The 21,630-nt window shown below is 72.9% G+C and carries 20 protein-coding genes; 10 read left to right on the plus strand and 10 right to left on the minus strand.

Features of this window, described 5'->3' with window-relative positions:
- Positions 1-78 precede the first annotated feature (78 nt).
- Complete coding sequence (locus J2S44_RS00740) at positions 79-1,419, plus strand: FAD-binding oxidoreductase (RefSeq protein ID WP_310407847.1); 1,341 nt, start codon at positions 79-81, stop codon at positions 1,417-1,419.
- A 116-nt stretch (positions 1,420-1,535) separates the two neighbouring features.
- Here J2S44_RS00740 and J2S44_RS00745 read toward each other — a convergent pair whose 3' ends face one another.
- Entirely contained in the window at positions 1,536-2,561 is a 1,026-nt protein-coding gene (locus J2S44_RS00745; RefSeq protein ID WP_310407850.1) for an NAD(P)-dependent alcohol dehydrogenase, read from the minus strand.
- Positions 2,562-2,650: 89 nt separating this feature from the next.
- On the opposite strand from J2S44_RS00745, the gene J2S44_RS00750 reads away from it, so the two are divergent.
- From J2S44_RS00750 to J2S44_RS00760, 3 genes are all read left to right on the plus strand, one after another.
- Positions 2,651-3,208, plus strand: coding sequence for a TetR/AcrR family transcriptional regulator (locus tag J2S44_RS00750; protein WP_310407852.1), 558 nt, complete (start codon positions 2,651-2,653; stop codon positions 3,206-3,208).
- Positions 3,209-3,405: 197 nt separating this feature from the next.
- A complete protein-coding gene (locus J2S44_RS00755) occupies positions 3,406-4,299 on the plus strand; it encodes a DUF1963 domain-containing protein (protein ID WP_310407862.1) in 894 nt (297 codons plus the stop codon).
- Positions 4,300-4,347: 48 nt separating this feature from the next.
- Positions 4,348-4,704 (plus strand): Mth938-like domain-containing protein, encoded by a 357-nt coding sequence (locus tag J2S44_RS00760; protein WP_310407865.1) that lies wholly within the window; start codon positions 4,348-4,350, stop codon positions 4,702-4,704.
- A gap of 17 nt (positions 4,705-4,721) precedes the next feature.
- On the opposite strand, the gene J2S44_RS00765 is transcribed toward J2S44_RS00760, so the two are convergent.
- Both J2S44_RS00765 and J2S44_RS00770 read right to left on the minus strand, forming a co-directional pair.
- Positions 4,722-5,684 carry an acetylxylan esterase gene (locus tag J2S44_RS00765; RefSeq protein ID WP_310407868.1) on the minus strand — a complete coding sequence of 321 codons (963 nt, stop codon included), beginning with the start codon at positions 5,682-5,684 and terminating at the stop codon, positions 4,722-4,724.
- A complete protein-coding gene (locus tag J2S44_RS00770) occupies positions 5,681-6,676 on the minus strand; it encodes a LacI family DNA-binding transcriptional regulator (protein ID WP_310407870.1) in 996 nt (331 codons plus the stop codon). Before J2S44_RS00770 ends, J2S44_RS00765 begins: the two co-directional genes overlap by 4 nt.
- A gap of 187 nt (positions 6,677-6,863) precedes the next feature.
- Here J2S44_RS00770 and J2S44_RS00775 point away from each other — a divergent pair, with 187 nt between their 5' ends.
- The 5 genes from J2S44_RS00775 to J2S44_RS00795 are packed head-to-tail and all read left to right on the plus strand — an operon-like array spanning position 6,864 to position 12,909.
- On the plus strand, positions 6,864-7,799 hold the full coding sequence (locus J2S44_RS00775; RefSeq protein WP_310407871.1) for an ABC transporter permease: 936 nt from the start codon (positions 6,864-6,866) through the stop codon (positions 7,797-7,799).
- Positions 7,796-8,662 carry a carbohydrate ABC transporter permease gene (locus J2S44_RS00780; protein WP_310407874.1) on the plus strand — a complete coding sequence of 289 codons (867 nt, stop codon included), beginning with the start codon at positions 7,796-7,798 and terminating at the stop codon, positions 8,660-8,662. The genes J2S44_RS00775 and J2S44_RS00780 overlap by 4 nt, the downstream gene beginning before the upstream one ends.
- A gap of 13 nt (positions 8,663-8,675) precedes the next feature.
- On the plus strand, positions 8,676-10,271 hold the full coding sequence (locus J2S44_RS00785; protein ID WP_310407875.1) for an ABC transporter substrate-binding protein: 1,596 nt from the start codon (positions 8,676-8,678) through the stop codon (positions 10,269-10,271).
- 6 nt (positions 10,272-10,277) lie between these two features.
- Positions 10,278-10,922 (plus strand): hypothetical protein, encoded by a 645-nt coding sequence (locus tag J2S44_RS00790; RefSeq protein ID WP_310407878.1) that lies wholly within the window; start codon positions 10,278-10,280, stop codon positions 10,920-10,922.
- A 4-nt stretch (positions 10,923-10,926) separates the two neighbouring features.
- Positions 10,927-12,909: a beta-galactosidase gene (locus tag J2S44_RS00795; protein WP_310407880.1), complete on the plus strand. Its 1,983-nt coding sequence runs from the start codon at positions 10,927-10,929 to the stop codon at positions 12,907-12,909.
- A gap of 6 nt (positions 12,910-12,915) precedes the next feature.
- Here J2S44_RS00795 and J2S44_RS00800 read toward each other — a convergent pair whose 3' ends face one another.
- A complete protein-coding gene (locus tag J2S44_RS00800) occupies positions 12,916-13,710 on the minus strand; it encodes an SAM-dependent methyltransferase (protein ID WP_310407882.1) in 795 nt (264 codons plus the stop codon).
- Between the two features lie 216 nt (positions 13,711-13,926).
- Here J2S44_RS00800 and J2S44_RS00805 point away from each other — a divergent pair, with 216 nt between their 5' ends.
- Positions 13,927-14,430, plus strand: a complete 504-nt coding sequence (locus J2S44_RS00805) for a macro domain-containing protein (RefSeq protein WP_310407884.1) — start codon at positions 13,927-13,929, stop codon at positions 14,428-14,430.
- Between the two features lie 32 nt (positions 14,431-14,462).
- On the opposite strand, the gene J2S44_RS00810 is transcribed toward J2S44_RS00805, so the two are convergent.
- The 6 genes from J2S44_RS00810 to J2S44_RS00835 all read right to left on the minus strand — a co-directional run bounded on the left by J2S44_RS00810 (position 14,463) and on the right by J2S44_RS00835 (position 21,569).
- Positions 14,463-14,651, minus strand: a complete 189-nt coding sequence (locus J2S44_RS00810; protein ID WP_310407887.1) for a hypothetical protein — start codon at positions 14,649-14,651, stop codon at positions 14,463-14,465.
- 5 nt (positions 14,652-14,656) lie between these two features.
- Positions 14,657-14,812 (minus strand): hypothetical protein, encoded by a 156-nt coding sequence (locus J2S44_RS00815; protein WP_310407890.1) that lies wholly within the window; start codon positions 14,810-14,812, stop codon positions 14,657-14,659.
- The gene (locus J2S44_RS00820) at positions 14,812-15,369 is read right to left on the minus strand and encodes a P-loop NTPase family protein (RefSeq protein ID WP_310407892.1); all 558 of its coding nucleotides are present in this window, start codon (positions 15,367-15,369) and stop codon (positions 14,812-14,814) included. The genes J2S44_RS00815 and J2S44_RS00820 overlap by 1 nt, the downstream gene beginning before the upstream one ends.
- Before the next feature lie 10 nt (positions 15,370-15,379).
- A complete protein-coding gene (locus tag J2S44_RS00825; protein ID WP_310407894.1) occupies positions 15,380-18,169 on the minus strand; it encodes an AAA family ATPase in 2,790 nt (929 codons plus the stop codon).
- Between the two features lie 115 nt (positions 18,170-18,284).
- Positions 18,285-20,714, minus strand: a complete 2,430-nt coding sequence (locus tag J2S44_RS00830; RefSeq protein WP_310407895.1) for a carbohydrate binding domain-containing protein — start codon at positions 20,712-20,714, stop codon at positions 18,285-18,287.
- A gap of 60 nt (positions 20,715-20,774) precedes the next feature.
- Positions 20,775-21,569 (minus strand): IclR family transcriptional regulator, encoded by a 795-nt coding sequence (locus J2S44_RS00835; RefSeq protein ID WP_310407896.1) that lies wholly within the window; start codon positions 21,567-21,569, stop codon positions 20,775-20,777.
- Positions 21,570-21,630 lie beyond the last annotated feature (61 nt).

Here is a 21,630-nt window from a genome sequence, read left to right on the forward strand (position 1 = left end):
CATCGCACGTAATTTGTAGGTCGGTGCGGTATGCCGATTGCAAGCCGGCTGTAGGGGCGCCGCGGGACGGTACCGGGCATGGATTCGACTGATCTGGCACCGTTCAGCCCGCCCGGAACCGACGAGTACGCGGCCGCGTGCGCCGCCTTCCAGCTCGCTGCCCCGGTCGACCCGGCCGGTGCGTTCACCGCCCGCTCGGTCGGCGACGTCGTCCGGGCGGTCACCACCGCACGCCGGGCCGGACTGCCGCTGCGGGTGCACACGACCGGGCACGCGATGGGCCGGTCGGCGCCGGTGACCGGCGCGCTGCTGCTCCGCCCGCTGATCGACGCGCCGGTCCGGGTCGACCCGGCGACCCGCACGGCCCGCATCCCGGCCGGGAAGCGCTGGAGTGACGTGCTGCCGGAGGCGGTCGCGCACGGGCTGACCGCGGCGCACGGCTCGTCGGCCACGGTCGGCGCGGTCGGTTACCTGCTCAACGGCGGGATCAGCTTCTACGGGCGCCGGTTCGGCGTCGCGGCGAACCTGGTCCGGTCGATCACGCTGGTCACGGCCGCGGGCGAGGTCGTGGTGACGAGTGCCGCCGCGCACCCGGAGCTGTTCTGGGCGCTGCGCGGCGGTGGCGGCGGCTTCGGCGTGGTCGTCGAGGTGGAGGTGGCGCTCGTACCGATGCACCGGGTGGTCACCGGCATGGCCGTGTGGGACGCGGCCGGTGCGGCGACGGCCGGGCCGGCGTGGCAGCGCTGGGCGGAGACCGCACCGCGGGAGGTGACCTCGTCGCTGCGGCTGCTGAACGTGCCGCCGCTGCCGACGGTGCCGCCGGCGCTGGCCGGGCGACGCATCCTGGTGCTGGACGGCGCGGTCGCCGCGGAGTCCCCGGCGGAGCTGGAGCGCGCGGAGAAGGTCGCGGCGGAGATGCTGGCGGCGCTGCCGGCGCCGGAGTTCAGCACGTGGGCACCGGCCGGGCCGGAGACGTTGCCGATGACCCACATGGACCCGGTGGAGCCGATCCCGTTCCGGTCCGACACGCTGCTGCTGCGGTCGCTGCCCGAGGCCGGGTGGGCGGCGCTGCTCGACGCCGCCGGGCGGACCGAGCTGCTCGCGGTGGAGCTGCGGCAGCTCGGCGGCGCGTTCGCGGAGCCCGCGCCGGACGGCGGCGCGTTCCAGCGGGTCGAGGCGCCGCTGCTGTACTGGGCCTGCGGGCTGCCCGGTGAGCGGACCGAGGCGGACCTGGCGGCGGTGCGGGCCGCGCTCGCGCCGTACGCCACCGGGTTGACCGCGCCGACGTTCGCCGACCACTTCACGCAGCCGCAGCGCACCTACGACGAGCGGACCCGCGCCCGGGTGGAGCGGATCCGCCACGACGTGGACCCGGCCGGGCTGTTCGCCGGCGACGTGGCGGCCATCCGCGACCACTGAGATCCCGGCGCGCCGCGGCCGCTGAGGGGGCCGGCGCCGCGCAGGGGGGCCGGCGCGCCGTGGCCGCTCCCGCCGATCGGTGGGAGCGGCCACGGTCCGGGCCCGCGCGCGAATCGTCAGCGCTTGAGGTCGATCACGAAGCGGTACTTCACGTCGTTCGCCGCCAGGCGCCGCAGCCCGGTGTCGATGTCGGCCGTCCCGAGCAGCTCGATGTCCGCGGTGATGCCGTGCGCGGCCGCGAACTCCAGCATCTCGCGCGTGTCCCGGGTGCCGCCCGCGCCCGCACCGGCGATCGACTTCCGGCCGACCGCGAGCGCGAACGGCGCCACGTCGAGCGTGGCCGGCAGGCCCACGGTGACCAGCGTGCCGTCCGTTCGCAGCGCCTGCACCAGCGGCGTCATCGGGTGCACCGCGGGCACGGTGTCGATGATCAGGTCGAGACGGTTCACCGGCTGGGCGGCGTCGCCGGCCAGCACCACCTCGTGCGCGCCCAGCCGCCGCGCGTCCTCCGCCTTCGCGGCCGAGGTGGTGAACGCGACCACGTGCGCGCCGAGCGCGCGGGCGAACTTCACGCCGAGGTGCCCGAGCCCGCCGATGCCGACGATGCCGACGGTCGTGCCCGGGCCGGCGGCCCAGTGCCGCAGCGGTGCGAAGACGGTGCTGCCGGCGCAGAGCAGCGGCGCGGCCGCCGCGGGGTCGAGGCCGTCCGGCAGCCGGTAGACAAAGCGCTCGTCCGCGACGACCCGGTCCGCGTACCCGCCGCGGGTGATGCCGTCGCCGTGCCGGTCCTCCGCGCCGTAGGTCGAGGTCGCGACGGTCAGGCACAGCGTCTCGTCGCCGGCCAGGCACGGCGGGCACGTGCGGCACGAGTCGACGACCGGGCCGATCGCGACCAGGTCGCCCACCGCGTGGGCGGTGACCGCCGGGCCGGTCTCGATCACCCGGCCGACCATCTCGTGGCCCGGCACGACCGGGAAGTGCCGGCCCCACGGCCCGATGTGGTGCAGGTCGGTGTGGCAGATCCCGCAGTACAACACGTCGACGCGCACGTCGTGCGGCCGGGCGTCGCGCTGCTCGTAGCGCCACGGCGTGATCTGTGCGTCGCGTTCCAGCGCCGCGAAGGCGTTGACGGTGACAGGCATGCGTCCTCCTTGGTAACCAACTAGTTGGCCACCATAGTCACGCGACCGCGCCCGTGGCAACTAACCAGTTACCTACTACACTCGTCGTCATGCCCGGAGACGCCGCCAGCACCCGCCGCCGCATCCTCGACGCCGCGACGGCCGAGTTCGCCGCGTACGGCATCGCCGGTGCCCGCGTCGACCGCATCGCCGCCGCCTCCGGCGCGAACAAGGCGATGATCTACAAGTACTTCGGCAGCAAGGACCAGCTCTTCGACGCGGTCTTCGACGCCATCGTGGTGCAGACCATGGACGACGTGCCGATCACCGGTGACGACCTCCCCGGCTACGCCATCCGCATGTGGGACTGGCAGCGCCACCGCCCCGAACTGCTGCGCGTCGCCCACTGGGACCGCCTCGAACGCGGCGGGGCCGGCATGACCGCGGACGTCGTCCGCAAGGCCACCGCCGACAAGACCGAGGCGATCGCCGACGCGCAGCGCCGCGGCCTCGTCGACGACACGCTGCCGCCCGCCACGCTGCTCACGCTGATCCTCGAACTCACCCGCACCGGCCTGGACTCCCCCGACCCGGCCACCCACCGCACCGCGATCGAGACCGCGGTGGGCCGCCTGACCACGCCGCCGCGGACCGAGCGAAAAAGCTGACGATCCGTCTCCCGCTCCCGGCGTGGTCGCGCCGGGCATGCTCCCGCGGGCACCGTTCGGCCGCGGGCGGCCTCTCTGCCGGTTCACCGGTGGTGCCGGAACACCCGGGGGCGCCCGCACGGCGGCGGATGATCGGTGCGGCGGCCGGGCGCGCACCGTACCCACGGCGGGGTCCGGGTTCTGGGATCATGCCCGCCATGGATTATCGGGACGAGTTCCGCCGGGCGGCGGTGGAGTCGGGCATCCCGGCGACGGAAGCGGCCGCGTTCGCCGAGTTCATCAGGTTCTCGATCTGGACGAGCCCGTACTACAAGGGTGTGCCCGTCGGGCGCAGCGGCGGGCTGCCCCGGCTGCCGGCCGGCACGGCCTGGCCGGAATCGCCGGAGGGGCCGCTGCCGTACGTGGTGGAGTTCGACTGCGCGGCGCTGCCCACGATCGACGGTCTGGCGCTGCCGGCGGACGGCTCACTGCTCGTCTTCCTGCACCACGAGGACGCCTACGAGACCTACTCGATCACCGGCCAGCAGGCGTACGCGCGGATCGTGCACGTGCCAGCCGGCACCGAGACCGTGCCGGCGAGCGAGCCGGAGCACGGCGAGTGGGTGTTCGCGGACTCGGAGCGGCCGTTCGTCGCGCCCGAGTACCGGCTGCGCGCCACCGTCCGGCCGGAACTGCCGCACTGGCTGGCACGGGACACCTCGCGCGGCCTGTCCGACTTCCAGCAGCGGCTGGCGGACACCGTGCCGCACCGGGACCGGCTCCGCGCGCTGCTCGCCGAGCTGTGGCCGGCCGTGGAGTACGGTTCCCACTACGATCTCGGCGGGTACACCGGGCACATCGGCGGGCTGTACTCCCCGCACCTGTACGACACGGCCGAACTCACCATGGCGATCGAGAACCTCGAGGCCCGCGGCGTCGACGACGTCCGCGGCAACGAGGAGGAGGAACTGCACCGGGTGATGAGCGAGTGGGTGCCACTCCTGCAGTTCCACGCGGACGACGTCCACGTCGCCCGGTTCCTGGTCCGCCACGACGACCTCGCCGCCGGCCGCCCGGACCGCGCGATGCTGTTCTGCGAGTTCACCGAGTAGGACCGACGATGTCGTCCGCGGCACGGACGGCGAGGAGTGTGCAACCCGATGACGGCGATCACGGTCGAGTGGGGCATCGTGCGGGTGCCCGGCACCGGCGAGTTCAAGGACGCCAAGCTGTGGCCGGGCGGCGCGCGCGAGTGGGACTGGTCGGAGACCGGCACCCGGCACCGTCCCGGCGTGCAGCCGGCGGACGCCGAGGAGCTGCTGGAGCACGGCGCCACCACGGTCATCCTGTCCACCGGCATGGACGGGGTGCTCCAGGTGCCGGACGCCACGGCCGACTCGTTGCGGCAGCGCGGCGTGGTGGTCCACGTGCTGGAGACCCGCGCGGCCGTGGCGCTCTACACCGAGTTGTCCGGCGGCGGCACCCCGGTCGGCGCGCTGATCCACTCGACCTGCTGAGGGCGGCGCGGCGGTGGTCAGCCGGCCGGTTCCGGGGGCATGCGGGTGGTGAGCCACTCCAGTTGGTGGGCGACGTGGAACGCGTCGCCGCCCTCGTGACCGTTGAAGGGGTAGGAGTGGATCTCCTTGTCGGTGCGGGGACCGCCGTAGGCGTTGAACGCAGCGTACGTGCTGGTGGGTGGGCAGACGTTGTCGCGCAGCCCGGTGCCGAAGCAGGCCGGGGCCGTGGCCTGCCGGGCGAACGTGACGCCGTCCATGTAGGACAGCGTGTCGTAGGCCGCGGGCGTCAGGTCCCGCCGCACCGCGAGATAGGACGATATTTCGGCGTAGGGTGACGTGTCGACCGTCGACAGACAGTGGTGGATGTCGCACAGGAACGGCGCGGTGACCAGCAGCGCGGCCAGGTCCGGCAGCAGGCCGGCGACGGCCAGCGCCAGTCCCCCGCCCTGGCTGTTGCCGACCGCGGCCACCCGGGATGCGTCCACCCCGGGCAGCGCGCGCACCGCGAGCACCGCCCGTACCGCGTCGGTGATCAGGCGCCGGTAGTAGTAGGTGTCCGGCGACCCGATCCCCCAGGTCACCGGCCACGGCGCGTCCGGCACCGCGCCCGGGTCGGGGGTGTCCCCGCCGTTGCCGTAGCGCCCGCCCGCGCCGCGCACGTCCATCAGCAGGTGCGCGTACCCGGCCGAGACCCAGGTCAGCCGCTCGTGCGGGAACCCGCGTCCGCGGCCGTAGCCGGGGAACTCGACGACCGCGGGCAGCACCACGTCCTCGACGAACGACGGGCGGGAGTACCAGGCGCGGATCGGGTGCCCGCCGAACCCGGCGAACGACACGTCGAACGTCGAGATCAGCCGCAGCCGGGTCGGCACCGGCTCGACGGAGAGCAGCACCGGGCCCGGCCGGCGCAGCGAGGTCGCCCAGAACCGGTCGAAGTCCGGCGGCTCCGGCACGTCCGCGGTGTAGTTCTCCACGTTCACGCGGGCGGGGCCGTGGTCTCGCGCAGCACCAGGCCGGTGACGAAGTCGATGCGGTCGGCCGGGACCGGGACGCCGCGGGCCAGGTCGAGCAGCATGCGGGTGGCGGCGCCGGCCATCTCGCGCAGCGGCTGGTTGACGGTGGTGAGCGCGGGCCCGGTCCAGGCGGCCATCGGCAGGTCGTCGTAGCCGATCACGGAGAGGTCGCGCGGCACGGACAGACCGAGGCGCTCGGCCGCGCGGAGCACGCCCATCGCCTGCATGTCCGACCCGGCGAAGACGGCGGACGGCCGGTCGGGGCGGTCCAGCAGCCGGAGGCCGTGCGCGAGCCCGGCCTCCGCGGTGAAGTCGCCGTAGCGCACCAGCGCGGGATCGACCGGCAGGTCGACGGTCTCGTGGGCGAAGCGGTAGCCGGCGACGCGGGCCTGGCTGCACAGCACGTCGCGCGGGCCGGTGACGACCGCGATCCGGCGGTGGCCGAGCTCGATCAGGTGGCGGGTGGCGAGCAGGCCGCCGTTCCAGTTGTTCGCGCCGACCGTGGGCACCCGGGCCGAGGTCGCGCTGTCGTTGTCCACGATGACCAGCGGGATGCCGCGGCGGGCGAGCTGGCGGTGCTGGGCGTCGGCGACCGCGCAGAGCACCATGATGATGCCGAGCGGCCGGCGGGACAGCAGCCGGTCGATCCCGGCGCGGTCGGGGCGGTGCCGGCCGTCGAGGTGCGAGACGACGACCGGGGTGCCGTCCGGGCCGGCGACCGCGCTGACGCCGCGCAGGATCTCCATCGCCCAGACCGAGTCCAGCTCGTGGAAGACCAGGTCGATGTGGCCGGCGGCGCGGCGCGCGGTGCGGCGCTGGTACCGGTGGCGGCGCAGGCTGTCCTCGACGCGTTCCCGGGTGGCCGCGGCCACGTCGGCGTGGCCGTTGAGCACCTTGGACACGGTGGTGACGGAGACGCCGACCTCTTCCGCGATGAACGCGATGGTCGGTTGAGTCATCGAAACCCGAACCGGAAGTTTCGGCGACGGTCAAAAGCCATGATCAACCCCAAGAGCCATCGACGGTACGGGTAAAGCCTGTCTACACCCGGAACGCCACGATATCGAGACCTTGACATGTGTAGATGTCACGCCTAAATTCCGGGCAGATGTACCGGTGGTGGCGCCGAAAGTTTCGGAGGAGCGGATGGTCACGCTGACGAAGGCGCCGCCGACGGCCCCGGCCACGCCGCCGAAACGGGCGAGAAGGCCGCTGATCAGGGACTGGCAGCTGTACTCGCTGGCCGTACTGCCGCTGCTGTTCTTCGCGGTCTTCCGGTACGCGCCGATGGTCGGCAACGTGATCGCGTTCCGCCGGTTCCGGCCGGGCGGCAGCCCGTTCGGCGACGACTGGGTCGGGCTGCGCTACGTGCGGATGTTCCTGGCCGACCCGACGTTCTGGCAGGTCTTCACGAACACGCTGATCATCGGCACGCTCACGCTGATCATCTGCTTCCCGCTGCCGATCGTGCTCGCGCTGCTGCTCAACGAAGTGCGGATCAAGCATCTCAAGCGGTTCGTGCAGTCGGTGTCGTACCTGCCGCACTTCCTCTCCGTGGTGATCGTGGCCGGCATGGTCGGCCAGCTGCTCTCCGTGGACGGCACGGTCAACACGCTGGCCGGGACGGAGATCCCGTTCCTGCAGCGCCCGGAGTGGTTCCGGACGATCTACGTGTCGTCGGAGGTGTGGCAGACCGTCGGCTGGGGCACGATCCTCTACCTGGCGGCGCTGACCACGCTGGACGAGGAGCTCTACGACGCCGCGAGGATCGACGGCGCCGGCCGGCTGCGGCAGACCTGGCACGTGACGCTGCCCGGCATCCGTCCGACGATGATGACGCTGCTGATCCTGAACATCGGCGCGTTCATGGCGGTCGGCTTCGAGAAGATCCTGCTGTTGTACAACCCGCTGACCTACCCGACCGCCGACGTGATACCCACCTATCTCTACCGGCTCGGCGTGGTCAGCGGAAACTTCTCCTACGGTGCCGCGATCGGCCTGTTCGAGGCGGTCATCGGGCTGATCCTGGTCTTCACGGCGAACAGCGTCTCGCGCCGCACGGTCGGGACGAGCCTGTGGTGACCTCGACCGGCCGGCGGGTCTTCAACGTCATCAACGCGATCATCCTGACCGGTGTCGTCGTGGTGACGCTCTACCCGTTCGTCAACATCGTGGCGCGGTCGCTGTCCAGCGAGCAGGAGATCATCGCCGGGCGGGTGACGCTGCTGCCGCGCGGGTTCGACCTCACCACGTACCGCCTGGTGATGTCCGATTCGCTGTTCTGGACCAACTACCGCAACACGGTCATCTACACCGTGGTCGCCACGACCATCTCGATCGTGCTGACCACCTGCTACGCCTACGTGCTGTCCAAACAGCACCTGCGCGGGCGCGGCGTGCTGGTCGGGATCGCGGTCTTCACCATGTTCTTCTCCGGCGGGCTGATCCCGAACTACGTGCTCGTCTCCGGGCTCGGCCTGCGGAACACGATCTGGGCCGTGGTGCTGCCGAACGCGATCAACGTGTTCAACCTGCTGGTGATGAAGGCGTTCTTCGAGAGCCTGCCGGTCGAGCTGGAGGAGCAGGCCGCGGTCGACGGGCTCGGCACGTACGGCATCCTGCTGCGGATCGTGCTGCCGCTGTCGAAGGCGATCGTCGCCACCATGCTGCTGTTCTACGCGGTCGCCTACTGGAACTCGTGGTTCACCGCGTTCCTCTACCTGGACCGGGCCGAGCTGTTCCCGGTCACCGTCTACCTGCGGAACCTGATCGCGGGCGCGACGGACGCCACCTCCACCGGCAGCGTCGACACGGACGTGGCGCAGGTCGCGGCGAACATCAAGGCCGTGACCATGGTGCTGACGGTCGTGCCGATCCTGACGGTCTACCCCTTCGTCCAGCGCTACTTCGTCTCCGGGGTCATGCTCGGCGCCGTCAAGGGCTGAAAGGTCATCTTCGATGAAACGTGCGATAGCGTCCCTGGCAACACTCACCCTGCTGGCCGCCTGCGGGTCGTCACCCGAGGCCACGAACCTCGACGCCAACCGCGCCGGCGCGATGGCCGACTACGCGCTCGGCACCCAGTTCAAGGCCACCGAGCCGATCACGTTCGACATGCTCTACAGCGACCACCCGAACTACCCGATCAAGAACGACTGGCTGCTCTGGCGGGAACTGGCCGCCCGCACCAACATCACCATCACGCCGTCGGTGGTGCCGGCCAGCGACTACAACCAGAAACGCGGCCTGGTGGTCTCCGCCGGCGACGCGCCGTTCATCATCCCGAAGGTCTACCCGCCGCAGGAGCAGCCGTTCGTGGCGTCCGGCGCGGTCCTGCCGGTCAGCGACTACCTCGACCTGATGCCGAACTTCAAGGACAAGGTCGCGAAGTGGAAGCTGGAGCCGCAGATCGACAACCTGCGGCTGGAGGACGGCAAGTTCTACGTGCTGCCGGGCCTGCACGAGAACGTCTGGCAGGACTACACCCTCGCGATGCGCACCGACGTGCTCCAGGAGCTGGGCCTGCAACCGCCGAAGACCTGGGACGAGCTGTACACCACGCTCAAGGCGATGAAGGCGCGGTATCCGGACTCCTACCCGTTCTCCGACCGGTTCGCGATCCCGGACCCGGGCGGCAACCTGCTCAACATGCTGGCGCTCGCCTACGGCACCCAGGGCGGCTGGGGATACAACACCGGCACCTGGGACGGGCAGAAGTACGTGCTCACCGGCGCCATGCCGCAGTACCGGGACATGCTCACCTACCTGCACAAGCTGGTGGCCGAAGGACTGCTCGACCCGGAGAGCTTCACCCAGACCGACGACCAGGCCAAACAGAAGGTCGCCACCGGCAAGGCGCTGGTGATCAGCACCAACGCGCAGAACCTGATCAACGACTACCGGCCGCTGCTGAGGAACGGCGCCACGATGGCGAAGATCCCGTTCCTGGCCGGGCCGACCGGTGAGATCAAGAACTGGATCCGCCGGGAGAGCGGCATCATGATCTCGGCCGAGGCGCGCGAGTCGAAGAACTTCGTGGCGCTGATGCAGTTCATCGACTGGTTGTTCTACTCCGACGCCGGCCAGGAGTTCGCGAAGTGGGGCGTCGAGGGCGTCACGTTCACCCGGGACGCGTCCGGCAAGCGGGTGCTCGCCCCGGACGTCGACTTCGTCGGGCTCAACAAGGGCGCGCCCAAGCACCTGCAGAAGGACTTCGGCTTCTCCGGCGGCAACTTCGCCTACGGCGGCACCACCGAGCTGCTCAACTCCATGTTCTCCGAGGAGGAGAAGGCGTTCCAGGCCACGATGGCGGCGAAGCAGCCGATCCCGGTGCCGCCGCCCGCGCCACTGACGGACGAGGAACGCGAGCAGGCCACGCTCTGGGAGACACCGCTGAAGGACTACGTCACCCAGCAGACGCTGCGGTTCATCCTCGGCCAGCGGGACCTCGCCGAATGGGACGCCTACGTGGCGGAGCTGAACACCAAGAACGGGCAGGCCTACATCGACCTGGTGAACAAGGCCCGGACCCGCTACACGGACAAGAACGAATAGACCACCATGAGGGTACGTCCGGGAGCACCGGTCCTCGACTCCCCGCTCGCCCGCGCCGCCGCACTCGTGCACCGGCTGCTCGTGGTCGGCGTGTGGACGGCCGTGGCCTGCTCCCCCACCGTCGCCGCCGGGCTCGCGCTCGGCGGCGACGTCACCAACCTCCCGCTGCTGGCCGTGGCCGCGCTCCCGGCCGGCCCGGCGATCGCGGCCGCACTGCACGCGCTCGCCGCCCACCGGCCCGACCTCGCCGACCTGCACCCGTCCGCGGACTTCCGGCGCGGCTACCGGCGCACGTGCGCGGCGTCGCTGCGGCTGTGGGCGCCGTTCCTGGCGCTGCTCACCGTCCTGGCCATCAACCTGACCCACCTGGACGTGGCCGGCGTGCCGGGCTGGTGGGCGGTGCCGCTCACGCTGATCACCGTGGCCGCGTGCCTGTGGATCGCGGTCGCGCTCGCGCTGCTCGCCCTCGGTCACCGGGACGCGGCGCGGCGGGCGGCGCACACGCTGGCGACCCGGCCCGGCGTGACGCTGGCCGTCGCCGCGCTGCTCGTCGTGGCCGCCGCGGTCACGCTGGCCGGCACCGAGGCCGCGCTGCTGATCGCCGCGCCACCGCTGCTGCACACGCTGGTCCGTACGGTCGGAAGGTGGTGATCCGGTGCGGATCCTGTTCGGCGGCGACTACAACCCGGAGCAGTGGCCGGCGGAGGTCTGGGACGACGACTACCGGCTGTTCGACCTCGCGGCGATCAACACGGTCACGCTGGGCGTGTTCACCTGGGGGCTGACCCAGCCGGCCGAGGACGTCTACGACTTCTCCGTGCTCGACGCCGTGGTCTCGCGCGCGGTCGCGCAGCGCCGCACGATCTGCCTCGCCACCGGCACCGGCGCGCACCCGGCCTGGATGGCCCGCGCCTACCCGGAGGTCACCCGGGTCGACTTCGAGGGCCGCAAGCACGCGTTCGGCGCCCGGCACAACTCGTGTCCGTCCGCCCCGGCGTTCCGCCGCTTCTCCGCGGCCGTCGCCGGGCGGATCGCCCAGCGCTACCGGGACGTGGTGACCGCCTGGCACGTCGGCAACGAGTACGGCGGCGCCTGCTACTGCGCGCGGTGCGCGGCCGGGTTCCGGGACTGGCTCCGGCAACGGCACGGCAGCCTGGCCGCGCTGAACGACGCCTGGTACACCCGGTTCTGGTCGCACACGTTCGGGGACTGGGACGAGATCGAACCGCCGAACGCGCTGACCGAGCACTGGCGCGGGCCGGACCACACCGCGTTCCAGGGGATCACGCTCGACTACCGGCGGTTCATGTCCGACGCGATGCTGGCGAACTTCCGCGACGAGAAGGCGGCGCTGCGCCGCTTCTCCGACGCGCCGGTGACCACCAACCTGATGGGCATGTACCAGCCGGTCGACTACCACCGGTGGGCCGCCGACCTGGACTTCGTGTCCTGGGACAACTACCCGCCGGACGAGTTCGCGCACGCGCGGATGGCGTTCACCCACGACCTGATGCGCGGGCTCAAGGGCGGCGATCCGTTCTGGCTGATGGAGCAGACGCCGTCGACCACCGCGTCCCGCGCGGTCAACCCGGTCAAGCGGCCCGGCGTGCTGCGGTCGTGGAGCTGGCAGGCGGTCGCGCACGGCGCGGACGCGGTGCTGTTCTTCCAGATGCGGGCCGGCCGGGGCGCGTGCGAGAAGTACCACGGTGCCGTCATCGGGCACTCCGGGCGCGCGGACACCCGCGTGTTCCGGGAGGTCGCGGCGCTCGGCGCGGAACTGCGCGACCTCGGCGACCTCACGATCGGCGCGCGGACGCCGGCCCGGGTCGCGCTGCTGTTCGACTGGGACAGCTGGTGGGCACTGGAGATGACCGACGGGCTGAACCGGCACCTGCGCTACCAGGAGATCGTGCTGGCGTACCACCGGGCGGTCTGGGCGGCCGGCGCGGACCTCGACGCGCTGCCGGTCACCGCGGACCTGGACGGGTACGACGTGGTGCTCGCGCCCGCGCTGCACATGCTCAAGGACGACCTGGCGGAGCGGCTGGCCGGGGTCGCGGCGCGCGGCGGGACCGTGCTCACCACGTTCCTGTCCGGGCTGGTCGACGCGCACGCCCGGGCGTACCTCGGCGATCCGCCGTTGACCTCGCTGCTGGGCGTGCGGGTGGACGAATGGGACGCCCGCGAGCCCGCGGTGGTCAACCCGGTGACGCTGACCGACGGCACGGTCACGGCCGCGCGGCTGCACTTCGACCTGATCACGCCGCTGACCGCGTCGGTGGAGGGCACCTACGGCGCGGACTTCTACGCCGGGACGGCCGCGGTCACCCGCAACGACTACGGCGGCGGCGCGGCCTGGTACGTCGGCACCGTGCTGGACCGGGCGGGCGTCGACCGGGTGGTGCGGCGCGTACTCGACCGGCACGGGCTGCTCGGCCCGTACGCGGACGTGCCCGAGGTGGAGACGGCCGTGCGGGTGACCGCGGGTGGCGTACCCCTGCTGTTCGTCCTCAACCACCGCGACGAACCGGTGGAGATCGTCGCCGACCGGGACGCCACGGACCTGCTGACCGGGACGCCGGTCAGCTGCGGCGCGACGCTCCGCCTGGCCGCCCGCGACGTGCTGATCCTCCGGTGATCCGGGTCAGCGCTTGATCGCCAGGCCGCCGGTCATCTGCACGTGGACGTCGTCGGCGGCCGGGTCGGTGCCCGGCTCCGGACGCCAGCGGTGCACCGGCACCACGCCCGGCTCGGCCAGCTCCAGCCCGCGGAACAGCGCGCGCACCTCGTCGTCGGTGCGCGGCTTCGCCGGGATGCCACGCGCCTTGTAGCTCGCCGCCGCGCCGACCGCCTGCAGACTGTTCGCCGTGACCGTGGAGATCGCCAGCGCGCTGCCGGCCGGGACCGCGGCGAGCAGCTCGTCGAGGATCGCGTGCGCCTCCGCCTCGTCCGTGACGAACTGCAGCACCGCGATCAGGCTGATCGCGACCGGCCGCGTCAGGTCCAGCGTGTCGCGCAGCTGCGCCGACCCGAGGATCGCCGGCACGTCCCGCAGGTCCGCGTCGATGTAGGCGGTGGCGCCGTCGTCGTGCGAGGTCAGCAGCGCGCGGGCGTGCGCGAGCACCAGCGGGTCGTTGTCCACGTAGACGATCCGCGACTCCGGTGCGATCTCCTGCACCACCTCGTGCAGGTTCGGCGAGGTCGGCAGCCCGGTCCCGATGTCCAGGAACTGCCGGATGCCGTGCTCACGCGCCAGGTGCCGGGCGACGCGCACCATGTAGTTGCGGTTCGCCCGCATCGAGATCGGCAGGCTCGGCGACGACTTCATGATCGCCTCGGCCGCCCGGCGGTCGGCCTCGAAGTTGTCCTTCCCGCCCAGCAGGAAGTCATAGATCCGGGCGGAGTGGGCAACATCCGTGTTCAGCTCAAGCGGCGGCACGCCCAGCAATCTACTCGCAACCGGTCGTGGTTGGACAGACGAACTTCCCGCCCCGGCCGGTGACGCTCCGCCATCATCCCAGGCGACAGCGCACCGGCCGCCTCGAACTCCACGCCCACGCCCGTCGCGCGGGACCCGCGGTCACCCTGCGGAGGCCCGGGTGCCCGGACGAGGTCGTTCGCGACGATGGTCGACGCGCCGTGCGAAGATCGTCGCGTGCGGGAACCGAACTACGTCGAGGGCGACGCCACCGATCCGATCGGCGACGGTCCACGGATCATCGCGCACGTCTGCAACGACATCGGCGCCTGGGGCAAAGGAATCGTCCGGGCCATCTCCCGACGCTGGCCGGAGCCGGAGCGGGAGTTCCGCCGCTGGCACGGCGAGCCCACGTTCCGGCTCGGCGCCGTGCAGCTGGTGCCGGTGGCCCCGCACCTCTGGGTGGCCAACATGGTCGGCCAGCACGGCATCACCACCCGTCGCGGCCTGCGCACGGACGCCGGCTATGCGGTCGATGCCGGGCCGCCGGTCCGCTACGAGGCGATCCGGGAGTGCCTGGGCACGCTGGCGACTCACGCCCGCACCGAGCGAGCGTCGGTGCACATGCCACGCATCGGCTGCGGCCTCGCCGGCGGCACCTGGGCCGAGGTCGAACCGCTGATCCGCGAGACCCTGTGCGCACAGGACGTGCCCACGGTCGTCTACGACCTGAACACCTGACGCTCGCCGCCGAGGATCATGACAAAGCACTACTAGGCGTACGCGAGGCGGAGCCAGGCCCAGAGTGGTTCGAGGTCGTCGCGGGTCTTGAGGAAGATGAGGTAGAGGGTCTGGCGCAGCCAGTCGCGGAACGCGTCCAGCGTGGCCAGGATGCGCTGCCGGGCGGTGGGGCTCTCCCGGTGGAGCGCGTCGACGATCTCCCGGCGGTCCCGGTCGTCCACGTCGCTCACCGGTGCCCGGCCCGGCGGGCGCGGCTGATCAGCAGGACCAGGTCGGGTTCCCGGCAGCAGCCGGCGCGGACGGCGGGTGTGCGGAGCGCGGGCAGCCGGCGGCGCGGGCGGGCCCGGGCCAGGCACAGGGCGGGGTCGGCGGGCAGGTCCATCAGCTCTCCTCGAAGATCTCGCGGTGCAGCCGGTCGAGATTCCAGCCGGCCTCGACGGAGTACGGGACGACCCGGGTGCGGTCCACGGTGGTCCAGGTGAACGGGATGATGCCGGAGCCGGCGTCGGCCAGGGCCCGGCCGACCAGGTCCGCGGCGCGCGGGTCGTCCGCGGTGCCGGGCAGGCCGGGCAGCCGGGTGTCGAACGCGCCGACCGCGAGCACCAGCCGGGTGCCCATGGCCACGAACCGGGCGTGGTCGCGCCAGAACCGCTGGTCCAGCCGGTACGCGCGGGTGTTCGCCCGGGTGATCCAGACGACCACGTCGGCGTACGGCAGCCAGCGGCGGTGGCAGGCGTGCTCACCGAGATCGGCGGCCGGCAGGTCGACGATCAGCCACGGGCGGCCGCCGGCGACCCGCAGCCGGTGCGCGGACGGGCCGGTGGTGCATTCGCGCACCGGGTCGGTGTCCATGCCGAGCGCGAACAGCCGGTTCAGCGTCGACCCCTTGCCGGCGCCGCGTTTCCCCAGGAAGACCGCGGTACGCAGGGAACGTCGCATGCCTTCAGGTCTATCGGGGACGCCGGCCGGGCGCATCCCCTCGATCCGTGGCCGGCACCCCCTCGGTGATCGCCTCGGCCAGCACCGCGTCCTCGTCCTCGACCGGCTGGATCTCGAGTTTGACGTGCCGGATCGCGCGCATCATGTTCTCGATGCTCTTCGGCCGGTAGTGCATGGCGGCGCCGATCGCCGCGTGCGTCGCGCCGTCCAGGTGCAGCCGGATCGCCTGCCGCTCGGGCACGCCGAGCCCGTGCCCGGCCGGGCGCCCGACCGGCAGGCCGAGCGCGTCCGCGAGCGCGGCCGCCTGGGCCGTGTAGGCGCCGGCACCGGCGGCGCGGAACGCGCGCAGTGCCCGGTCGAGGAAGCGCTCCGCGGCGCGGCGGCGGCCGAGCGCGGTCAGCACGCGCGCCGCGACCAGCCGGACCCGGCCGGCCTCGATCGGCAGGCCGACCCCTTCGGCGCCGCGCAGCGCGTCGAAGATCAGGTCCCGCGCGCGTGCCGGGTCACCGGCCGCGAGCGCGATCTGCGCCGCCACCCGGTCCGCGGCCGTCCGGGCCGACACCCGGCCCAGGTGGTCGTAGCGGGCCCGGAACGCGGCCAGGTCGGCGGTGGCCTCGTCGAGCCGGCCGAGGCGGCTGAGCGCGTCCGCGCGCAGCGGGCCGTACAGGTGGGTGCCGGGCTCGCCGACGTCGAGCACCGCGGCGAGCTCGTCGGCCGCGGTCAGCAGCGCGTCCGGGTCGTCGCGGGCCTGGGCGAGCGCGGCCAGGCCACCGGCGAAGTAGGCGCGGCCGATCCGGGTCACCGCCGTGTTCCCGGACGCGCGGACCAGCTCCTCCGCGACGTCCCAGTCGCCGCGGGCCGCGTGCGGGTACGCCCGCACCGCCCGGACCAGCGCGAAGTCCCAGAACCGGCCGTTGGCCTCGGCGTCGTCCGCGGCCCACCGCGCCAGGTGCACGGCCGCGTCCAGGTCGCCGCGCCGGAACTCGGTCTCGGCCAGGTAGGCCAGCGCCTGCCCGATCCGCAGCGACTCGCCGCGGGTGGCGCGCTGCACCGCGTCGGTCAGGTCGCGCCGGGCCGCGTCCAGGTCGTCCGTCCAGAGGTGGATCATGCCGCGGGCGACCAGCGCGTCCAGGCCGGACGCGCGGACCAGCGCGGTCGAGCTGGCCAGCGCCGCGAGCGCCGCCGCGCCGCGGCCGGTCATGGCCAGGCCGACGCTGCGGGCGAACCAGGCGAACGTGAGCACGGACGGGTCGCGCGGGTGCAGCGCGAGCGCCCGGTCGGCGTACGACACGGTCTCGTCGTGGTGCAGCTCCACGATGCCGAGGACGGCGATCTGGCCGCAGACGCGGGCCTCCAGGTCGGCCGGTGCGGCGCTGCCGGGTCGCCGGCCGGCGCGGACGTCGTCCATCTCGGCCAGCGCGGCCTGGAAGCCGGTGCGGACCGCGGCCAGGTCACCGGAGATCATCAGCAGGTAGCTGCGCACGTAGGCCCGCCACGGGCTGGGCGGCAGCGCGTCCAGCGCGTCCAGGTAGCGGACCGCGGTGGCGATCTCGCCGGAGACCAGCAGCAGCTCGACGGCCTCCAGCAGCCGGGCCGCGCGGTGCGGGCTGTCCCGCGGGGTGAGCTCCAGCGCCTGCGTGAGGTACTGCGCGGCGCGCTGCGGGCGGCCCTCGCGCAGCGCGATCCCGGCCACCCGGGTGACCGCCTCGGCGAGGTTCTCGTCCGGGCCGTCACTGGCGGCGACCCGGTGCCACACCGTGTCCCGGTCGTCGAGCCGCGCGGCGGCCCGGTGCAGCTCACCGCGCCGGTCCGGGGCCAGCCGGGCGTACGCGGCGTCGCGGACCAGCGTGGTGACGAACCGCAGGCGGCGGCCGGCGCTGCCCGGCTCCTCGTCGAGCAGGCCGGCCTCGATCCCGGCCGCGAGCGCGACCCGGACGTCCGCGCCGTGGAGTTCGCGCACGTCCGCGGCGCGGAACCGCCGGCCGAGCACGGCCGCCGTCATGATCACGTCGCGGACCTCGGGCGGCAGCTCGGCCAGGCCGGCGGCGACCGCGCGGGCCACGTCCGGCGGCGCGTCCAGCGGGCCGATCGCGGCGGTGAGCGTGGCCGGGTCGTACCGGTCGATCAGGTGGGCGGCGTGCACCGGGTGACCGCCGGTGAGCTCGTGCAGGCGCACCGCCGCGGCCGTGGGCAGCGGCTTCCCGCGCGCGTGCGCGAGGTGCATCAGCTCCTCGACGGTGAGCCCGCCGAGCGTGATCTCGTCGACCCGGCCGGGGTCGGCCTCGTCCACCCAGGTCTGCGGCCGGTCCGGGTCCGCGTCCGGGCCGGCCAGCCGCCAGGTCGGGTCGGTGCCGGCCTGGTACGCCAGCACGACCAGCAGCGGGTGCCGGGCGACCCGGCCGGCCGCGTGGCGCAGCGCGGTGAGCGACGGCGCGTCGATGCGGTGCGCGTCGTCGACGAACAGGATGAGGCCGCCGGTGCGGTCGAGCAGTCCGGCGACGGTCATCGCCACCAGGTACGGGTCGGCGGTCTCGGCCGGCGGGCCGGCCTCGAACTCGCGCAGGATCGCGCCGAGCACGGCCCAGGGCTGGACGAAACCGGCGCGGTCCGCGCTCACCCGGACCACTCGCGGCGCACCGTCCACCGTGGTCAGCGCGCCGCGGACCAGTGCGGTCTTGCCGATGCCGGCCGGCCCGTGCACCGCGGCCAGCCGGGCACCGCCGTCCCGTGCCGCACGCCAGGCCCGGCGCAGGGTCTCGCTCTCGGCCGCCCGGCCGACGAAGTCGAGTCGCTGGCTCATCAGGCCCGGACCCTAGCAACGCGGGCGCGCCACCGGACCGCCGTTTTGTCCGTCTGCGATGGTGAGGCCGAAAACAGCGGCCCGCCCTCCCCGCGGGAGGGCGGGCCGCGGTGCCTCAGTCGGCGGCGAAGGAGTACAGGTCGCCGCCGTCGAGGTGGAAGCGGAGCCGGACCGCGCCGGACGGCAGCGTGTCGCCGCCGGTCCAGGCCACGCGCACGCCGGGGGCGAGCGCGTCGGTGGTCACCGGGATCGAGTCGGCCGCGGCGTACCCGGGGACGGGGTTGCCGTTGACGTCGAGGACCTCGACCCGCAGCGAGTCACCGGCCGCGGCCGGCCGGTAGTTGACGCTCAGCCCGGAGCCGGCCGCGGTCAGCGGCCGGGTGGTGACCACGCCGGTGCCGTCCGCGTGGAACGACGCGAACCGGTCGGTCGGCCAGGACACCATGCCGACGTTGGACGGGCCGTAGTTCACCGTGCACTGGCCCGCCCGCTTGGCCGCGTCGTCGCACATGTGCTCGCCGGAGAACGCGCCGTAGTAGAGGCGCGTCTGCGAGGTGCCGTCCGGCGCCGTGACCGTGACGAAGCCGTTGCTGGAGAGGTTGAAGCCGTGGTCCCAGCTGCCGAGCGGGCCCGGCGCGACCAGGTCGCCGCGGCTCGGCCGGCTCCAGTTGACCAGGTCACGGGACGCGGCGACGCCGAGGTGGCTGCGGCCCTTGTCCGTGCCGGGGTTGCCGAACGGGTTCGGGCTGTAGACGATGTCGAAGATCCACGGCACGCCGAGGTACTGGTCACCGTAACGGATCGCCGGCATGCCGTAGATCTCGCTCCACGCCGTGGTGCCGAGGCGCCCGGCACCGGCCGGGATGCGCGCGTCGTCGACCGGGTCGGCCGCGAACGACGGGCTCGGCGTGGTCCACGTCCGGAAGTCGGCGCTGTACGACACCCAGGTCGTGCGCGGCCCGAACGGCGAGGTCAGCTGGTTCTTGATCATGGCGACGAACCGCCGGGTCACCGGGTCGTAGGTGGCCGTCGCGACGTCGAAGCCCGGGATGCCGCGGGCGCCGGGAACGGTGGTCCAGGCGATCCCGTCGTTCGACTGCTTGCCGATGTACGTGGTGTTCTCGTTCGCCAGCATGAAGAACTTCGGCCCGGCGGCACCGGGCACCCAGGCCGGATTCCGGACGACGCCCTGCGGGCCGCCGGTGTAGACGGCCGAGGTGCGGCCGTCGCGGCTCCAGGTGATGCCGTCGTTGCTGATCGCGCGGCCGGTGCCGGTGCTGGTCTGGTACCACATGGTGAACGCGGGCTCGCCGGGGAAGATGCCGGGCAGCACGGTGCCGCCCATCCGCGGGTTCGCGTCCCAGGTGCCGGCGCCGGTGCCGGTCAGCACCCGGCCGTCGTTCGCGCCCTTGGTGCCCGGGTGCACCACCCGTTCGACGCCGGCGTACGACTCGACGCGCTGGTCCCCGACGAACAGCACCGGGGCGCCGGCCGCGAGCGTGGTGCCGTCCGCCACGTCCGCGCTGGAGCGCAGCTCGACGTCGTCCCAGCGGGTCTGGCCGACGCCCTCCAGGTCGCCGTAGAGGCGGACGGTGAGCGTGGTGGTCCCGGCCGGTGCGGTGCCGGTGACCCTGACCTTCTGCCAGCCGGAGCCGGCCGGCACGATCGTGTCGTGCACCCCGATCCGGGCGCCGGTCGCGTCGCGGAACTCCAGGTAGATGCGGGCGCCGTCACCGCTGAGCCGGTGCGCCCACGCGGATGCGGTGATCGTCTCGCCGACGCTGACCGGCACCGCGTCACCGAGCACCGAGATCGCCTCGGCGCCGGACGTGTCGTTGATCAGCACGTAGCCGGTGCCGCCGTGCGCGACCGTGCCGCGCAGCAGCTGGACCGGGCAGGACGGGCCGGTGCAGTTCTGTCCGGTGGAGGTCCACTGGGTCGGGACCTCGGTGTTGCGCCGCTCCTCGAAGCCGGCGTTCGGCACCTTGCGCAGCGGCGGCGGCAGCGCGACGACCGCCGCGTCGTCCCAGTACGTGGTGCCGGTCTCGGCCCAGGAGGTGTAGGCGAGCACGGTCATGGTGACCGCGTCCTCCGGCACGGTCGCGACCGCGGTCAGCCGCTGCCAGGAGGCGGCCGACGCCGCGGTGGACACGACCGGCGTGGTGCGGCTGCCGTTCGCGTTCCAGAACTCGAGGTAGAGCGAGCCGGCGGCCCCCGCGGCCGTCTGCTGCGCCCAGATGGAGGCGGTGATCTCCTCGCCGGGGAGCACGGCCAGGTGCGCGCTGCGCACGCTCACGCCGCTGTCGGTGGAGGTGTCGGTGATGCGGACCGCGCTCGTGCCGCCGTGCACCGGGGAGGTGACGACCGCGGTGGCGCCCGCGTTGTCGGTGGTCCAGGACGACAGTCCCGACTCGAAGCCGGGGTTGGCCAGCAGCCGGGCGGCCGGGGTGACCGCGGCCGCGGCCCGCCCCTCCGCCACCATGACGAACCCGCTGGCCAGCAGTGCGGCGGTAACCGCACGTACAAGTGATCTCACGGAGATCATTCATAGCAGGCGCTGGATCCCCGGCCCGCCGTCGGCTTTGGACGTTCAACTGCTGTTCAGTCAGTAGGCACCCAGGCCCATCGGGTTCACCACGCGGAGGATCCGGTCGCGCATCTGCCGCATCAGGTCGACCACCTCGAGCTCGCGCCGGGTGGACAGCCGGGCCAGCGGGATGGAGACGCTGATCGCGTCGACCGGCGGGTCCACGTAGGGCAACGCGACCGCGTAGCACCGCAGCCCGATGCTGTTCTCCTGCTCGTCGATCGCGTAGCCGCGCTTGCGGGTGCGCTCCAGCTCGGCCGCCAGCGCGGGCCGGGTGGTGATGGTGTGCTCGGTCAGCGGCGCCATCGTCTCCGGCAGGTGCTCGTCCAGCGCGCCGGCCCGCTCGGCCAGCAGCGACTTGCCCAGCGCGGTGCTGTAGGCGGGCAGCCGCCGGCCGATCCGGCTGTACGGCCGCAGGTACTGACTGGACTCGCGGGTGGCCAGGTAGACCACGTCCGCGCCGTCGAGCCGCCCGAAGTGGAACGTCTCGTCGACCTTCTCCCGCAGCTCCTCCAGGAACGGCAGGACCAGCGGCAGGAACGGGTCGGTGTCGAGGTAGCTGGTGCCGGCCAGCAGTGCCCGGATGCCGATGCCGTAGAGGCTGCCGGACGAGTCGACGCGCACCCAGCCGTACTTGACCAGCGTGCGCAGCAGCGCGTGCAGGCTGCTGCGCGGCACGCCGAGCGCCTCGGAGAGCTCGCGCAGCCGGGCCGGGCGGTTGCGCCGCGCGGCGAGCAGTTCGAGCAGCTCGACCGTCCGAGCGGCCGATTTCACTTCCCGCACACCGGCGGCATCGTCGAGAGGCTCCGTCACGACTCCGGATGATAGCAGTGTCTACGTATGTAGACAAGTTGAGCTTCTTGTTCGAGCATGT

The sequence above is a fragment of the Catenuloplanes niger genome, assembly GCF_031458255.1.
Lineage (GTDB): Bacteria > Actinomycetota > Actinomycetes > Mycobacteriales > Micromonosporaceae > Catenuloplanes > Catenuloplanes niger.

Bases quoted from the DNA above. Each gene is read 5' to 3' on its own strand.
- J2S44_RS00740 (WP_310407847.1), top strand. From the start codon at position 79: ATGGATTCGACTGATCTGGCACCGTTCAGCCCGCCCGGAACCGACGAG.
- J2S44_RS00745 (WP_310407850.1), bottom strand. From the start codon at position 2,561: ATGCCTGTCACCGTCAACGCCTTCGCGGCGCTGGAACGCGACGCACAG.
- J2S44_RS00750 (WP_310407852.1), top strand. From the start codon at position 2,651: ATGCCCGGAGACGCCGCCAGCACCCGCCGCCGCATCCTCGACGCCGCG.
- J2S44_RS00755 (WP_310407862.1), top strand. From the start codon at position 3,406: ATGGATTATCGGGACGAGTTCCGCCGGGCGGCGGTGGAGTCGGGCATC.
- J2S44_RS00760 (WP_310407865.1), top strand. From the start codon at position 4,348: ATGACGGCGATCACGGTCGAGTGGGGCATCGTGCGGGTGCCCGGCACC.
- J2S44_RS00770 (WP_310407870.1), bottom strand. From the start codon at position 6,676: ATGACTCAACCGACCATCGCGTTCATCGCGGAAGAGGTCGGCGTCTCC.
- J2S44_RS00775 (WP_310407871.1), top strand. From the start codon at position 6,864: ATGGTCACGCTGACGAAGGCGCCGCCGACGGCCCCGGCCACGCCGCCG.
- J2S44_RS00785 (WP_310407875.1), top strand. From the start codon at position 8,676: ATGAAACGTGCGATAGCGTCCCTGGCAACACTCACCCTGCTGGCCGCC.
- J2S44_RS00790 (WP_310407878.1), top strand. From the start codon at position 10,278: ATGAGGGTACGTCCGGGAGCACCGGTCCTCGACTCCCCGCTCGCCCGC.
- J2S44_RS00815 (WP_310407890.1), bottom strand. From the start codon at position 14,812: ATGGACCTGCCCGCCGACCCCGCCCTGTGCCTGGCCCGGGCCCGCCCG.
- J2S44_RS00820 (WP_310407892.1), bottom strand. From the start codon at position 15,369: ATGCGACGTTCCCTGCGTACCGCGGTCTTCCTGGGGAAACGCGGCGCC.
- J2S44_RS00825 (WP_310407894.1), bottom strand. From the start codon at position 18,169: ATGAGCCAGCGACTCGACTTCGTCGGCCGGGCGGCCGAGAGCGAGACC.
- J2S44_RS00830 (WP_310407895.1), bottom strand. From the start codon at position 20,714: ATGATCTCCGTGAGATCACTTGTACGTGCGGTTACCGCCGCACTGCTG.